Below are 15,146 nucleotides of genomic sequence, written 5' to 3'. Positions count from 1 at the left end.
TCAGCGGCGTGGCCAGGGTAACACCGCGTAGGAACCGGTCGTAGCCACCGCGGCAGCGGGCGAGTCATTGGCATCGAAGGCGAAGTGTGCTGTGCAAAGCCGTTGTGTTCGGGGACCGGTCCGCTCGCGAAGTTGTAGCGTGTCTCTACGGCCCTCCTGCCAAGCGCGTCGCGGACCAAGGCCTGGGTGCTGGTGCCGTGGTGTCGACGAGCTACCGGTCCGTATCGGGGGCTCTCATTAACCGCGCTTCCAGCTCCAGTGCTTCGCCGATGCCCGAGGCGGCGACCGACCAATTTCCACCAAATCCAAGTGTTGGGTCTTGGGCAATCTCCAGAATCAACTGGTTGAATCCTCCCTGCTCCTCGCCCGTCATGGTGGCTCGGATGTCGCAGTAGGTTTGCCGGCAGTCGACCGTCCACGATTCGAGGACAGATGACAGTTCATGGTCAGCTACCAACGTGTTCAGTCGCTGCTCTTTCTCATACGCCCAGTAAGGGTCTTTGATTTCGTTTGCACGCGCTTCTTGCTCGAGCTTGAGGCGGCGACCTTGCCACGCATCGGAAGCGCACGGGCACGACCCCTCGGCTGACGGCTCCGGAAGGTCTGGCAACACGAGATCGTCCGGCACCGACTCTCGATACACCAGTGCTTGGTAGGACGCAGCATTGGTGTCCTTGGGTGTGGTGCGGATCTGCCGACCAGAATTGAACGTGCTCCAGGGCTCGATCTGGGCCTCTTTGATGACCTCCTCGAAGGCAGTCGCGGCTTCGATCGAGCCGTTGGCGCGTATGTCGCAGAACGTTGTTCGGCACTCGACGCTGACCTCGTCCACCGCGTGCGATCGCAGATTCGACGCCACGAACTGCTGCAGTAGCTGCTCGGTTTCATAGGCCCAGCCGGGATCCTTTGTTTGGGCGTTGCGCAGGTCTTGCTCGTACTGCACCTGGCGCTGGTGTAACTCCCAGCGGCAGCCGCACGGAACCTGCAGCTCCTCAAGGGACAGCGATTCAATGGCGTGCTCGGGCAATGGCGCTCTAATTTCCGCAGCGGCCTCCGGTGCTGGGGATACCAGAGTCTCCTGCGGATCAGTTCGTTCGATCACCGGAGCCACGGTGCTGGCGGGGGCGTCCGCGGGGGCATCCGAATCAGCGCTAGTCGACGGCGCAGGAGCCCGCACCAGCAGCACCGCCGTGAGGCTTGCGATTGCCGCAGCGATGGCGAAGACAACGTGTGGCTTCATACGTGCTCCTTCTTAGTGTCCTGAGTTGGGAGTGGGGGGTTTGTTTTGGGGGCGCGGATGGGGCCCCGACGAAGGGATAGAGAACACCAAGGGGCGGCCACCCCCCGCCGCGCACCGGCAAAAAACCCCGGGTGCCAATAAAACAACGAACTACCAACTCAGGACACTAGATTCGGTAGGATAGGTCGCCCCTGCGGTCGCGGGCGCTCAAGCGCTGCGGAAGGGGGTTGAGGACGACCTGAGTGTCCCAGGGAAGCGTAGGTCCTTCAGCTGATGCGGACGGCCCAGGCGATAACCTGAGCGGGAGAGAGAGTGCAGAGCGGTTAGAGTACAAGGGCGTGTGCGCTCGCGGTAGAGTGGTCAGGCGTCTGGAAGCTACAGCTGAGGCAAGCGCATAATGTTCGACACCCCGTACATCATCCCGGTCGTCGCGATCGTTGCCTGGGCCGCCGTGGCCATTGTCCGAGCCAAGCACGGCATTGACGATTCCGGCAGTGCCGATGCGTCCTCACCTGGGGTGAAGAGTATGCTGGAAAGGGCCTTGTCCGAACGCGACGAGGAGATCGACCGCCTGCGCGAGCGCGTACAAGTGTTGGAGGCGATCGTCACCGATAGCCACAAAAGCCATTATCTGTCCGAGGAAATCGACAGACTCAAGGAAGGATAGCCGGCGCAGCCGCAGTGGCTTCTATCCGACGCGACGCCTATGCGCAGAGCCTGGGTGCTAGGAAGGCTCTCCCAAGGAGGCGTCGATCTGATCGGCGCGGGCTTCTCGGCCCGTGGCCCGCAGCAGCTTTGCGTACTCGCCGAGGGCGATCCTGCGCTTTCTTTCGTCGCCGTTGGTCTCGAAGATCTCAATGGCCTGGAGCAGGTAGCGCTCTGCCTCCTCTTCACGCGACTGGGCCCGGTAGTTGGCTGCGACTAGCTCGTAAGCGTAGCCAAAGTGTACGTGATCTGGGGCATGCACCTTTTGCCAGGTATCGATGGCTAAGAAGACCATCGCCTGGGACTGCTCGTAGCGCTCCATTTGAGACCATACCTCAGCCAGGTTGTACCGAGACACGCCAACGCGGTAGTCCGCCTCGCCGAACAGTCTCGTGTTCAGCTCGAGGGAGCGTTGGCCGTAGCGTTCGGCTTGCTCGAAGAGCTTGCGGCTCGCGTAGTGTGCTGCCAAGTTCATGGTGCTGTTCGCGATTCGAGGATGATCCGGCTCTAGCACCCTCTGCGCGATCTCCAGACTGCGCAGAAGCGCTTGCTCGGCATCCTCATCGCGCCCCATGCGCCCAAGGACGTTGCCGAGGTTAGTGAGGTAAATGCCAAGGATAGGGCCGTCCACTCCATCAGTTCGTTCGATGATGTCGATGGCGCGAAGATACAATTCCTCCGCCTCCTCGTTTCGATTCTGTTGTGAGTAAACGATGCCCAGGGAGACGAGATGGCTAGCGTAGTTCGGGTGCTCAGTCCCGACCGCTTTTTCCCTGATGGGAAGTCCACGCAAGAGTGCCTTCTCCGCCTCGTCCAAGCGTCTTTGGCGCATGTAGAGATCGCCGAGTTTGCGTAGCGTGGTCGCCATGCGCTTATCGTCTTCGCCGAGCACCTCGGTGATAAGCGCAAGGTTATCGAGTAGGGTGAATTCCGCATCGTCGAAGCGCCCTCGTCGCAAGTAAGCATCGCCCAGGACGTTGCGAAGCTCGAAGCGCTCAGCCGGATCACCGCCTGGCACCGCGTCTCGCAGGGCGATAGCTTCCTCAAACTGCTCAATAGCCTCGTCGAACAAGCCAAGCTGCACATAAACGGTGCCGATAACGCCCATCATTCGGGTTGCGACTAGGGGCTGTTGTTGGAGATCCTCGCTGATGCGCTGCGCGCCCTTGTCCAAAAGGTCACGTGCGGTCACCGAGTTTCCTCTCGCCTCGCTAGGGTCGGAGACCTTGAACAGGTTCGTGAGGAAATCGGAGACCTGCTGAGACGTCAGCGCTTCCTGCTCGGCCCGCTCGAAGGCGATTTGCACCTCCGTGCGTAGCTGGTATTCGCGAACGGCGAACGTCCCCAATAGCGAGATGATCGCCGACGCCACCGCGAGGGCCACGGCGTTGCGGCGCAAGTATTTTCCCAGCCGATAGGCAACCGTCGGCGCTCGAGCGCTAACTGGCCGGTGATCGCGGAAACGGGTCAGGTCCTGCAGGAACGCCTCGACGGAGCCGTACCTGTCTTCAGCTTGTGCTGACATGGCCTTGCCGATGATGGCACGGAGGTCTTGCGGTACATCGGTCAGCTGTGCTGCTGTGCGCAGGTGGCGTTCGAGGTGATCTCGTTCCGCGAGCTTCGTTTGCAGATCTGCGTAAGGAGGCGCATGGAATGGTCTCTCGCCTCCTAGCAGCTCGTACATCAACACCCCGAGCGAGTAGATGTCGCTCGCCGCTGTGGGGGTTTGTCCGCGGATCTGCTCGGGGCTGGCGTAGTCCGGGGTGAAGGCCGCGTGGCCCGTCTGTGCATCGTTAATTAGGCGGGCGATGCCGAAGTCGAGTAGCTTCGGGGTAGCATCGTGCTGTACGAGTATATTAGCTGGCTTGATGTCAAGGTGGAGCACGAGCTTGCTGTGAGCGTGCTGCACGGCCTGTGCCAGCCGTTCGACAAGTGCCAAGCGCCGTCGCAGGGACAAGCCATGCTCTTGACAGTAGTCCGTTACAGGCACTCCACCTTCAACGTATTCGGCGACTAGGTAGGGTCGCCCGTCCTCGAGCTGACCGGCGTCGAGCAGGCCGGGAATATACGGGTGGCTTAAGGTGGCGAGCACTTGGCGTTCGGTGCGGAAGTGATCCACGAACTCGCCCTCGTTTAGGCGGCGTTGAATCACCTTCACCACGACCTGCTTTTCGAACTGCCCGTCTGCGCGCGACGCCAGGTACACCTCGCCCATGCCTCCGCGCCCGAGCAGCGATTCGATGCAATAGGCGCCCAAGCGCTCTCCGCTGAGCAACGTGTCATGCTTCAGGCCATCGGCCAGTTGGGAGATCGACCCGCGGATGCGCTCGTCGGAAACAACGGTGGCAGTGGCCAGCTCCAGAAGCAGCGTTCGCAGCTCCTGATCATCGCCGCATGCATCGTTGCAAAAGGCCTCGACTTGGTCCACCGGTAACGCCGTCGCCTGGATGAGTAGATCGTCCAAGCGTTCCCAGTTGTCGAGCGCACGCTCCAGGGCGTTCATCGGGGCGTCGCGTCGAGGCTCTTGGCGAGCAGCAACCTCAGTACCTTTAGCTCGCGGGATAGGGTGGCGACGGAGATGTTCAGCGCGGCCGCCGTCTCTTCGTAGGTTGCCCCACAGAAGTAGTAGAGCTCGGCGATGCGTACCTTGCGCGCGTCCCGCTTCTCGAGTGCTTGCAGAACAGCATCGAGCGCGAGCACGTCGACGGAAGGCGGCGGGCTGTGCAGGTTGGCATCGTCGATGTCGACACGCTGAGCTCCGCCGCCGCGTTTCTGCGCGCCCTTCGCCCGTGCGTGATCCACCAGGATCTGGCGCATTAGATTCGCCACGATGCCGATGAAGTGCCCCCGGTTCTCTAGCTCGACCTTGACGTCACCAAGACGCAGGAACGCCTCATTGATCAGAGCGGTCGCCTGGAGCGTGTGCTGCTCGGGCTGTCTGAGCATGTAGCTGCTCGCGATGCGGTGCAGTTCCGTGTACACGGCGGGCACGATCTCGCTTAACGCGTCTTCGTTACCTGTGCGCCACTGATTCAGTAGCGAGGTGAGCTGGGTTTGCTGTGTGGAGGGGGGCACGAGCGGAATTAGCAAGCGGTTTGTTCTGGATTGGATGCACTATACCGCAGGGACGGTCACCTACAGGGCTACATGCTGCAGTACAGCATAGGAAAGGGCGTCAATTGCTTCAGGGATCGCCGAACGAGTGGGCCGCTTGGCAAATAAGGCAACGCTCAGTCTGCGTAGGGGCAGCGTCAGCAAGGCGCGTGGCGCAGCCAATGGCATCGCCATTGGCAAGCGATGCAACGCCGCGATGACGCCCGTGCTACTCGCTGAGCGTCACCTTATTTACCAAGCGGCCCACTAGGGACAGCTGAGGCCAGCCTAGAGGCGCAATACACCATCGTGTTGGAAGCTGACTGTGATGCCGACGGCGCAAGGCCTTACGGACGACCGCCTCTCCCCGCGCAACCCCAATCAACGGGATACCGATAGCGATGGAATCGGCAACTTCTGCGATGCGGATCTCACCAACGACCGTCTGGTCAACGTCCAGGATCTGGCGTTCATTCGCGCTGCCCTGCAGAGCAGTGGTGAGGATGCTGACCTAAATGGCGATGGCATCGTCAACGGGCGCGACCTGCGCATCGCCCGTGCGGACTTGTTCGCTCCACCCGGACCAAGTCGAATCGCTAACATATGCTCTGCCAGGCCCTAAGCCTGGCAGAGACCGGGGCGCCGGTAGGCGCTTTTGCGTCAGGGCATATGGCGCCGAAGACTGAGCTGCCAAGTGTAGGGGTTGGCGATCTTGCCGACTGCATTGTCCCCGTCCCATCCGTAACCTCCGAACAGGTAGACGGTGCCCTCGACGGCGCGCATAGCAGATCGCCTTGCGGGGGGTGCCCCCGTGGGTAGGTCGAGCTGGGACCATCGCTCGCCCACGATGTCGTAGACGAAAGTATCGCTCGTTGGCGAGGCCGGGATCAGGCAAAACAGCGGCGCTGGACAGGTGTCGTCAGTGGTTAGGTCGCCTTGTGCATCGCCGCCTTGCACAAGCAAGAGGCGATCGGAGATCATCGTGTAAGCACGGTGATTGCGCGCCGGTTCGGGCTTGTTCTGGGTGTCGAGCTCCGTCCAACGGTCGGCGTCGATGTCGTAGCGCCACACATCCTCCTGAGTGACCGCGACCAGGAACGGTGGCTCGGGGATCTGTTCGAAGGCATCGCCAGCCGCCATCAGAATCTCGCGCCGACCGGGAATGCGGGTGAAGATCATCTGCGTGCGTGCGACGGGCCGCGTGCTGTCATCGGGTGCGTCGGCCTGTACCAGTGTCCAGGCCTGCTCGGCGATGTCATAGCGCCACAGCTCGTTGTCGGTATTGAAGTCATCGCCGTTGCCGCTGAACAGGTAGATCGCCTCGTCGATGATGTCGCAGCCGAAGCCAGCCCGAGCCGAGGGCCGTGCACCGGTGGGTTGCAGGGCGCTCCAGGTCGCGCTGGCGAGGTCGAATTGCCATAGGTCGTCGAAATAGGTGAAGGCGGAGAAATCAGCCTCGAACTGCGTGCCGCCGAAGACGATCACGCTCTCACTCGCCTCGTGGTAAACGGCGCAGGCGAACGCCCGCGGCGCCGGTCCCGCCCCGTTACCGCTGACCTGGTGCCAAGTCCGGGTACTGGCGTTGAACAGGAAGAGATCGTCGAAGAAGGTGTTGGTGCTCGGTGCCGTGGCGCCGGAGATGTCGAGGGCTTCCGCGTAGCCACCAAAGGCGCCGAAGGAGCTGCTGCCAGACATGTCGAAGACACTCGCCGTGTCGCGAGGCGTTGGATGAAAGCCCTGCGTTTGCGCAAGCGTCCACGCAGCGGGTCGACGCCCCGTTCCTTCGTCCTCGGCGTGCGTTGCCAGGGAGAGGGCGCTGAGCCCCAGCAGGAATAGCCACGCACCACCGGTTTGCGCCGACCTCGTCATCGAGTCTTCAGATATCCAGTTGATCACCGCGTCATCCTCCTAGTGTGGTCACCTGGCGCGGTACGCCCCGTCATCGATTGGCACGAAGCGCGCTCAAGCCGTACTCACCAATACGAGAACGAGCGCCGAGGACCTTCAACTTCGTGGGGAGACCGCTGAAGAGGGGCGAACGCCTGCGAGGCCACCCTCGCCAAGGCGACGGGGGCCGGCCTGGATCGCGGAGGAATTAGGAGAACTCATAGCGTTCTACAGCTATGGCGAAGGTAACCGAGTCTCTTTCGATAGGGTGTTCGGCTCGGCGCGCGAGCCAGAGAATGCGACATTCGATCGCGCCTTCGGCGCGGCAGCTGGCACTGCGAGGGGACTCTCGCCCGGCTGCTGGCGGGCTAGGCGAGTCACCGGTTTCGCGGGTGTTGCTCACTAGCTACATCGACGAGGAAGTCTATGAATGCGCGCACCTTTGCGCTCGTGTAGCGACCCTTTGGGTACAGCAAGAACAGGCCCACCGAGCTGTGCACGTGCCCGTTGAGGACTTCGATCAGTCGACGCTGCGCCAACTCACGGGTCACGAAGAACTCTGGAAGGAGTGCTAGGCCTATGTCCTGCAGGGCCAGATCCCGCGCCAGCTCACCGTTGTTGACGGCGACGTTCCCCGTGACCGCCCTGTTGGCGCCCTTGCCGTCGTGGCCGGTCACGGGCCATCGATTGCCGAAGCTCGCCGCTCGGTCGATGATGCAGTTGTGGTCCTCCAAGTCCGGCGGCGAATTCGGCGTTCCGTGGACTCGAAGATACTCCGGGCTGCCCACGATAGTCAGACGCACATCACCGAGCCCTCTGGCCACCAGTGACGAGTCGGCCAAGTCACCGACGCGCAGGGCGATATCGAAGCCTTCGTCCACTAGGTCAACGAATCGATCCGCTGCATGGAGTTCCACGCTCACGAGGGGGTATGCTTTCAAGAAGGCCGGAAGGGCGCGTTGAATGCAGGCGCTCGCCAGGAACACCGGTGCCGTGACCCGCAGGGTGCCGGATGGTTCGGCGCTTCCTTCGTTGGCACTGCGCCGGATGTCCTCAACGCTTTCCAGCACCTCTCGGCACGCTGCCAGGTAGTTGGTGCCTTCCGCGGTGAGCGACAGCTTCCGCGTCGTACGCTGCAGGAGACCTACACCAAGCCACGTCTCCAGCTCCTGCACATGTCGACTGACGGCCGAGGTGGATAGGTCGAGCGAGCGAGCGGCGGCCGCGAAGCTGCCGTCCTTCGCTACCTGTGCGAATACCTTCATTGCCTTCAGCACGTCCATCGCCTTTGTCCCGATTGCTGGGAGAGAGCATCCCAGGGTAATGCCATTATCACCGGCAGCTTCATTATCTATCTTTGCTGTGCGTTGAGCATTCGGGGATCGCGTGCGTTGCGCACGCGTCGGTGCTCTGGCGAGGCGGCGACTGAGTAACTGGCCGCGCTATCAAACTCCAGCACGACGAAAGAGATGTGATGAAGCAGCAATGCACAACCTTCCTCGCCCTTGCACTGCTCGTGCTGGGCATAGGCACGTCTGGTGACGGAGCGGCCTCCACCGATATCGAAACCAAGTCACTCGATGAGCTCTACGCAGACGCGCTTGCGGAGGGTGGAGAGTTCGTCCTGCGCGCAGGCGGCGACAAGCCTGACCAGATCGACTACTACTTCGACATGTTCAAAGCACGTTTCCCTCAGCTGAAGGTCGTGCATTCGGTGGATGTGAGCCTCAACCATGCGCCGCGCTACGACAACGCGCGCGCCGCCGCCGACATTGCCAACATCCCCGATATCATCCAGTTCCAAACGCTCCACGACTTCGAGTACTACGCCGAACGCGGCCTGTTGGAGCCCTACAAGCCGAAGCACTGGGACAAGGTGTTCCCCGATCACAAGGATCCTCACGGGAGGTGGACCGGCCTGTATGGGGTCACCTTCAGCAACTACGTCAATACGGATTTGGTAGCACCCGCCGACGCGCCGCGCGATGCGCTGGACTACTTGGACCCCGCGCTGAGGGGCCGCATCATCCTCACCTATCCGCACGACGATGATGCCGTGCTCTACCAGTTCTGGAATCTGAAGGAACGCTACGGTTGGACGTATCTGGAGAGCCTGTTAGACAACGAGCCCGTGTGGGTGCGCGGTACGGCAATGCCCTACGTGGCCGTGAACAACGGCTGGTACGCGGCGAGCTTCACCACGTTCTGGGCCTTCGAAGCAGCACCTGGGAGCAACACCCGCTTCTTGTTGCCCGAGAGTGACTACTTTCTGACCTGGTTTCAGACGGCGGCCATTCCCACTCAGGCCAAGCACAAGGCCGCTGCGAGGCTCTACCTGAACTGGATGCTGTCTGATGAGTTCCAGCGCAAGTGGTTGCAGTTCCCAGTGCGCATGGACGTCGAAGCGCCGGCGGGCTACCGATCGGTCCTGCACCACAACACCTCCCCGGGCGACTTCCGCCGGTTCATGATGAAGCGGGAGATGGTGGAGCGCTTCCGACTGCAGATGCGACAGCTCATCGGCGAAGCCACAGACCCGACACCGGTCGAGATGAACTACGACGTCAAGCCCTGATGTGGGACGCGAGAGCGCTCTGCTGGGTGCGAGGCGCACAAGTGTTTTCTTGTCTCAGCAGCAGGAGCAGTCTAGGCCAACCCACCCAGAGGCCAGCCCACGGCTCGGCGCTAAGCTGAGGCGCTCGAGATGGGCGAAGGCGATCGGGAGTCGATCCTACGAGTCGGGACGTCCTCAGTACTCGCGCAGGCCGCTGGCGACTGAGCCGGCCGCCGGTCTTCCCTTCCCTGAGGCTCAGTCGCAGACCTCGGTGGAGTAACCCCCACTGACCACGTACGTGCAGCCATCGCTCGCGCGGCCCACGGAGGTGCCCCCCGAGCGCCCCCCTAGCTCAGGCAAGTACACGCTGTTGCCGGTGTCGGTCGCGCCAAACCAGCGCGTGCGGGTGCCGCCGTTGCGGGCGGCCATGAGCAGGCCAAGATCGACCAGTGGCGGCGAAAAGGCACCACCCTCCGCGTCGATCTGCCAACGCTCATTCATGCTGTAGCGCCCCGGGATGACCTGACCGAGGAGCATCATCAGCTGCTGCACCTCCGTCGGGTGTAGGGCGCGACCGTTGATGAACACAGGTGTGAGGCCGCCAGACGCATCGGCCCGCAGGGGAGCGTCGATGGGATCGAGTCCCGGCGGGAGCTGCCCGGCGGCCGGACCGCCTTCGTAGCCCCACAGGCCCGACACGTGGTCGTACCAGTAGCGTCCGGGCGCGATCACCTGCCCCAGGGTCTTGGCCACGGCCATCGCCTTCTCCGAGCTCAAGACCTGGCCGTTGACCACGATGTTCGTGTGGCTGGTGGGGGCGAGGTTCCGGGCCAGGGAAACGGGCCCTGCGGCGAGTGCGCAGAGGAGGAGGATTCGCAGTAAATTCATTGTCATAGGAATGGTCTCGGTGCTTCTTGAGCGGCGTCGACGGGCACTGCCCCACGGGTCAAAGCGGCCCGCGTTCATCAGTTACTACGCGTTCTCGCGCAAAAGTGGTTCATTCCCCGCCGCTTGCAGAAGTGGGCGTTCCCGATGCGCTATCGATCGGCTAGGCTGCGCAGCAGCTCCAGGCACCTCTCCCGCACGAGCGGCGGCGCCTTTCTCATTCCGCCACTCGAAGGACTGACATGATCCATCGCCCAATGCTGATCGGTGCTCTGCTCTCGGCGCTGTTCACGACCCCAGCCCTTGCCCAAACGCCAGATGCCGCCGTCCTGTCTAAGGGGCCCTACCTCGGGCAGACGCCGCCCGGGCTCGTGCCCGAGGTGTTCGCTCCCGGCCTGATCTCTCTCGACGATGCGCGCGAACTCAACGCGGTCTTCTCACCCGATATGCGTATTTTCATGTTTACCCGCGAGATCGATGGCGTCTTCAAGATCCACTACAGCTATCAAACCGGTGAAGACGAATGGACAGCACCGGCCATGGCAGCCCTGTCGCGCACCTACCCCGGCCATGCGGACGTGGACATGTCCTTCGCCCCTGGCGGTCAGCGTCTGTACTTCATCTCCAAACGCCCTCTCCGGGGCTACGCGCTCGAGACCTACAACCTTTGGTACGCCGATCGCACTCCAGAGGGCTTGCTGCCGCCAGAGCCCCTAGGGCCGCACCTGAACGGCGCCCCCCACGAGCTGTACCCCTGGGTGGTTGGCGATGGCAGTCTCTACTTCACTACTGAGCGAGCGGATAGCCTCGGGCAGTTCGATACCTATCGAGCCCAGTACCGCGACGGCCGCTTCGATGCGCCCGTGAATCTTGGGCCGGCAATCAACAGCGAGCACGGCGAGGGCGATGTGTTCGTCAACGCTGAGGAGACGCTGCTCATCCACGTCTCGGGTGGGCGGCCGGATAGCCTCGGGCGCGGCGATCTGTACATCAGCTTGCGCCAGGAAGACGGCAGCTGGAGTCAGGACCAGCATATGGGCGATGTCATCAACTCGGCGGACATCGATTACTGCCCAGCCGTCACGCCGGACGGCAAGTACTTCTTCTTTAGCCGTGGCAATGATATCTATTGGGTGGATGCGCAGATTCTGGAGCAGTTTCGCCCCTGAGGCGCTGGTCTTCAGCAGCGCTTGAGCTGCGCACCCCATTCGCGGGCGCGCCGGTCGACGCGTCTGGCCGTGTCCATGAGCCAGCGTTTACTGCGGTAGGTGCCGCGCTTCCAGCCGCCCGCGCCCTCGTGGTAGGCGAGGTACTGGTTGTAGGGATCCCACTTGGAGATACCGACCGCGCGTTGGGACTGGTTCGTGTACCAGCCGACGAAGTCGATGGCGTCGGCGAACTTGTCCCGACTGGCAAAGCGACGGCCGGTAGCATCGCGGTAGGCGTCCCAGGTGCTGTCGAGCGCCTGTGCGTAGCCGTAGGCGTCGGAGGGGCGCTTCCAGGGCACGAGGCCAAGTAGCTTCTTGCGCGCCGGCTTCGCGTCGTGATAGAAGGCGGATTCCTGGTAGATGATCGCCATCTGCACGTGAACGGGCGTGCCCCATCGCTGTTCCGATTTACGGGCGGCCTTTCGCCAGCTGCGCTTCTCGGCGAAGATCGAGCAGATGTTGTCCGGATCGCGCGGTGGCGAGGTGGCGCAAGCGGTAAGCAGGGCGATTGCCATCAGCGTAACCAATCCCGCGTATGGAACCACTAACTTGCGACGGAGGCGAGTCGGTCGGCTTTGTAGCGCTAGGGTCAACGATGTTGTCCTGTGAGGCTGCTCTTCTCGCCCTTGGAGGTTGAATCCGTCGGCAAGTTCTCGCTCCCAACGATAGCGCAGACGGCGCAGCCGGTGGATGTCGACGGCCTCGACCGGTTGCCTAGGCTCGCGCCGATACTGGCGCGTCGCCTCGAGTAGCGCTGAGGGGCGGCCATTCATCGCGTGTCTCCCTCACCCCGCTCGATCCCGTGGAGTCTCCCATGTCGCTAATCACTCCAGCTCGCCGCCGCCTACACGCGGCCAGCCAGTGGCTTGCCCGCCTAGCGTATGCGTTTGCTGAATCGAAGAAGGATGACAGTCACAGCGCTCTGCTGTGGCGCGACGGTACCCTGCAAACGGAGGATCTGGGCGCGGCGGGCCCAGCACAGCTCGATGCGGTCACTCTGGTCCTCACCCTCGGCGGACGCACCGTTTCGCTCACCGGTCTCGATGAACGCCAGCGCCACGATGCGGTGCTCGCCTTGCTGGCGATGGTGGGGCTGGAGGGAGCGCGTCTGCAGGTAGCCCTGCCGTGGAGCGGCGAGGCGCCCGACGCCAACGTTGCGGCGGAGCGTGCGGTCGAGCCGAATGCCGTGCAGCTGCTGGCGGGCTTGTACGAAGACGCCTCGAAGGCCCTAGCGGACGTGGCCGGAGCAAGTGCCCAAGCGTCGCCCGTGCGTCTGTGGCCACACCACTTCGATATCGCGACGCTCGTGGCCGATAGCGATCCCTTTGAGTCCCTCGGCGTCGGTCTGGCACCGGACGATGCGCATATCGGTGCGCCCTACTGGTACGTGGCGCCGTGGCCGGCGGCGCAGGCCGCCAGCTTGCCGCTCGCGCCCGTGGGGTGGCGTTGGCAGCGCGAGGGGTTCACCGCATTAGTGTCACCGCGCGAGGACGGGCGGGCGGTGTCGATGGCGCTCAGCTGCGCGCGATGATGGGCCTTGCGCGCCAGGCATCGCCGGCCCAGAGCAACGCCTAGGCGAAGCGGAAGCGCTCCACGCGCGTGTTCAGCGAGGTAGAGCGCTCGCGCAGGGCTTCGGAGGTCGCGGCCAAGCGCTGTGCTTCGTCGGTGTTTGACTGCGCGACCGACAGCAGTTCGCCCATGGCGCTCGCCACCTCCTGCGTCGACTCGCTCTGGTGCTCTGAGCCGCACCGGATCTCACCCACCCGATCGGCCGTCTCCGCCACCTTCGGCGCGATGGCGGCGAAGACCCCCTGCACCTGTTCCGCAGTCTTCACCGAGTCTTGGGCGAGTTCGTTGATTTCGAGCGCCGCGTTCTGGCTGCGCTCGGCGAGCTTGCCGATCTCGTGGGCGACGACCGCAAAGCCCTTGCCGTAGCGACCGGCGCGAGACGCCTCGATGGCAGCGTTCAGGGAGAGCGTGTTGGTGCGCGAGGCGATCTCTTTCACCACCGCGATGCTGTCGGAGATCGTACGCATGCTGCGTACGGCCTCGCGCACCGTCGTCTCGCCTTGCTCGGCCTCGCGCGAGGTCTCTTGTGCGATATCGTCGGTGCGCTCAGCGCTGCCGCTGTTCGAGCGGATCGCGGCTTGCACGCTGGCGAGGGCAGCGCGGCTATGCTCCACGCGCGCCGCCTGGCTCTGCGCGCCTTCGGCGATGGACTCGGCGGCGGACGCAACATCGGCGGAGGCTCTCGCCAGCGATTCGGCATCGCTCGAGACCATTGCGAGGGTTGTGCGCAGTTGCTCCCGCATCTGATCCACGGCAACGATGATGCCGTTGCGCGCCCGGATTGGCTCATGCCCTCGCAGATCGCCCCGCGCGATACGATCGGTCATCTCGCGCACCACCGTAGGTTCAGCGCCTAGCTCAGCGAATAGGTACAGGCCAAACGCAGTGACTGCGCCGCTCACGATGAGCAACACGAGGATACCCGTGGCGATGCTGCGGCCAGCCCCAGCAGCGGCCGCCTTTGCCACCCCATCCAGCTCCTCGAGGAGCACTTCGCGCACGGTGGTGTTGGCGGCGCTCAGACCCTTGATCACCTGAGTGCCTCGATCGAAGTAGGCTCCGCCGGTGGTGCTCTCGGGGGCTGCCATTACCTCGCTGGCGTGATCGGTGTATGCGCCCAGCGCCTGGATGGCGCCACGCACGGCTTTGCCCAAGGCTTCACGCTCGCCAACGGCTGCATTCTCCTCGATGCCGCTGACCAGCGCGCTCGCCAGCTCGCCAAGCACGCGCACGTCGCCGCGCACGGAGGCGTCGGCGCCCGCGCTGCTCACGTAGCCGGCGCCCAGCCCGCGAATCTGCCCCGTGTACTCGGCGGCCTGCCCCAAGTCCATCTGCAGCTCGCTGAGCGACAGCACGCGTGGCGGAAGGGCGTTGAGATCGCGGCTCTGCGCCGAGCGCACCGCCGCCTGAATCCGTGCGATCAGCAGCGTGTGAGCACCGAACACCGCGCGGGGCGCAAGTCCCGGCGTGTCGGTCATTCTCCGCACCTGCGCCCAACGTGACTCAAAGCGCTGGAGCGCTTCGCCGGTGCTCGAGTTCGACGGGATCTGCGCTCTGCTGCCGGCGAAGAGGGCTTTGATCTTGGACCGCGCCTCGAGCCGTGTTGGGCGGGCGCTGTCGTCGCCGTTCAGGACGCGGGAGGTAAGACCGCGATGCAGGGCCATCAGACGCGTCAAGTCGCGTAGCGGTTGCAGTGCTTCATTCCATTCGGCGGCGGCGCGGATGCGCTCGAGTCGGTGCTGATCGCCTCGAATGCTCTGGACGCTAGCGAGCAGGGTGGGGGTGATCACCAATACCGCGAGCCCAAGCAGCGTCCCGCGCACGCCCAATCGGCGCAGGAGGCGGAAGATATTGCTGGCCATTCTGAATCTCCGGGTTCAGGCTGGCGAAGGCCGGGCGGGCCTGCGCGTTGTACTGATCCTAGGGATGCGTTGTCATCAAGCCTGCGATCTGACTCAGGTTTCGCCCGCTGCACGGCAGGTAGGGCTACAGATCCCCGACCCAG

General features: G+C 63.4%; 14 protein-coding genes. 6 read left to right on the top strand and 8 right to left on the bottom strand.

Annotation, left to right across the window (positions count from 1 at the left end; translation table 11 throughout):
* Positions 1-211: 211 nt before the first annotated feature.
* Positions 212-1,027 carry a hypothetical protein gene (locus AAGA68_10430; GenBank protein MEM9385467.1) on the bottom strand — a complete coding sequence of 272 codons (816 nt, stop codon included), beginning with the start codon at positions 1,025-1,027 and terminating at the stop codon, positions 212-214.
* Between the two features lie 610 nt (positions 1,028-1,637).
* On the opposite strand from AAGA68_10430, the gene AAGA68_10425 reads away from it, so the two are divergent.
* Positions 1,638-1,907 carry a hypothetical protein gene (locus AAGA68_10425; GenBank protein ID MEM9385466.1) on the top strand — a complete coding sequence of 90 codons (270 nt, stop codon included), beginning with the start codon at positions 1,638-1,640 and terminating at the stop codon, positions 1,905-1,907.
* 57 nt (positions 1,908-1,964) lie between these two features.
* Here the strand turns inward: AAGA68_10425 and AAGA68_10420 are convergent, their stop codons facing one another.
* On the bottom strand, positions 1,965-4,448 hold the full coding sequence (locus AAGA68_10420) for a serine/threonine-protein kinase (protein MEM9385465.1): 2,484 nt from the start codon (positions 4,446-4,448) through the stop codon (positions 1,965-1,967).
* The gene (locus AAGA68_10415) at positions 4,445-5,035 is read right to left on the bottom strand and encodes an ECF-type sigma factor (GenBank protein ID MEM9385464.1); all 591 of its coding nucleotides are present in this window, start codon (positions 5,033-5,035) and stop codon (positions 4,445-4,447) included. The genes AAGA68_10420 and AAGA68_10415 overlap by 4 nt, the downstream gene beginning before the upstream one ends.
* A gap of 121 nt (positions 5,036-5,156) precedes the next feature.
* Here AAGA68_10415 and AAGA68_10410 point away from each other — a divergent pair, with 121 nt between their 5' ends.
* Positions 5,157-5,309, top strand: coding sequence for a hypothetical protein (locus AAGA68_10410; GenBank protein ID MEM9385463.1), 153 nt, complete (start codon positions 5,157-5,159; stop codon positions 5,307-5,309).
* 57 nt (positions 5,310-5,366) lie between these two features.
* The gene (locus tag AAGA68_10405) at positions 5,367-5,660 is read left to right on the top strand and encodes a dockerin type I domain-containing protein (GenBank protein ID MEM9385462.1); all 294 of its coding nucleotides are present in this window, start codon (positions 5,367-5,369) and stop codon (positions 5,658-5,660) included.
* Positions 5,661-5,698: 38 nt separating this feature from the next.
* Here the strand turns inward: AAGA68_10405 and AAGA68_10400 are convergent, their stop codons facing one another.
* Complete coding sequence (locus AAGA68_10400) at positions 5,699-6,934, bottom strand: kelch repeat-containing protein (GenBank protein MEM9385461.1); 1,236 nt, start codon at positions 6,932-6,934, stop codon at positions 5,699-5,701.
* Positions 6,935-7,302: 368 nt separating this feature from the next.
* A complete protein-coding gene (locus AAGA68_10395; GenBank protein MEM9385460.1) occupies positions 7,303-8,208 on the bottom strand; it encodes a LysR family transcriptional regulator in 906 nt (301 codons plus the stop codon).
* Positions 8,209-8,399: 191 nt separating this feature from the next.
* Between AAGA68_10395 and AAGA68_10390 the strand changes: the two genes are divergently transcribed.
* The gene (locus AAGA68_10390) at positions 8,400-9,500 is read left to right on the top strand and encodes an extracellular solute-binding protein (protein ID MEM9385459.1); all 1,101 of its coding nucleotides are present in this window, start codon (positions 8,400-8,402) and stop codon (positions 9,498-9,500) included.
* Positions 9,501-9,734: 234 nt separating this feature from the next.
* Here the strand turns inward: AAGA68_10390 and AAGA68_10385 are convergent, their stop codons facing one another.
* Entirely contained in the window at positions 9,735-10,373 is a 639-nt protein-coding gene (locus tag AAGA68_10385) for a hypothetical protein (GenBank protein MEM9385458.1), read from the bottom strand.
* A 233-nt stretch (positions 10,374-10,606) separates the two neighbouring features.
* Between AAGA68_10385 and AAGA68_10380 the strand changes: the two genes are divergently transcribed.
* Entirely contained in the window at positions 10,607-11,533 is a 927-nt protein-coding gene (locus tag AAGA68_10380) for a hypothetical protein (GenBank protein MEM9385457.1), read from the top strand.
* 11 nt (positions 11,534-11,544) lie between these two features.
* On the opposite strand, the gene AAGA68_10375 is transcribed toward AAGA68_10380, so the two are convergent.
* On the bottom strand, positions 11,545-12,087 hold the full coding sequence (locus tag AAGA68_10375) for a hypothetical protein (GenBank protein ID MEM9385456.1): 543 nt from the start codon (positions 12,085-12,087) through the stop codon (positions 11,545-11,547).
* A gap of 299 nt (positions 12,088-12,386) precedes the next feature.
* Between AAGA68_10375 and AAGA68_10370 the strand changes: the two genes are divergently transcribed.
* Positions 12,387-13,103, top strand: coding sequence for a hypothetical protein (locus AAGA68_10370; GenBank protein MEM9385455.1), 717 nt, complete (start codon positions 12,387-12,389; stop codon positions 13,101-13,103).
* Positions 13,104-13,143: 40 nt separating this feature from the next.
* Here the strand turns inward: AAGA68_10370 and AAGA68_10365 are convergent, their stop codons facing one another.
* Positions 13,144-15,003 carry a methyl-accepting chemotaxis protein gene (locus AAGA68_10365; GenBank protein ID MEM9385454.1) on the bottom strand — a complete coding sequence of 620 codons (1,860 nt, stop codon included), beginning with the start codon at positions 15,001-15,003 and terminating at the stop codon, positions 13,144-13,146.
* Positions 15,004-15,146 lie beyond the last annotated feature (143 nt).

The sequence above is a fragment of the Pseudomonadota bacterium genome, from assembly GCA_039193195.1.
GTDB lineage: Bacteria > Pseudomonadota > Gammaproteobacteria > Steroidobacterales > JBCBZW01 > JBCBZW01.
This window is presented reverse-complemented; position numbering and strand designations above follow the sequence as displayed.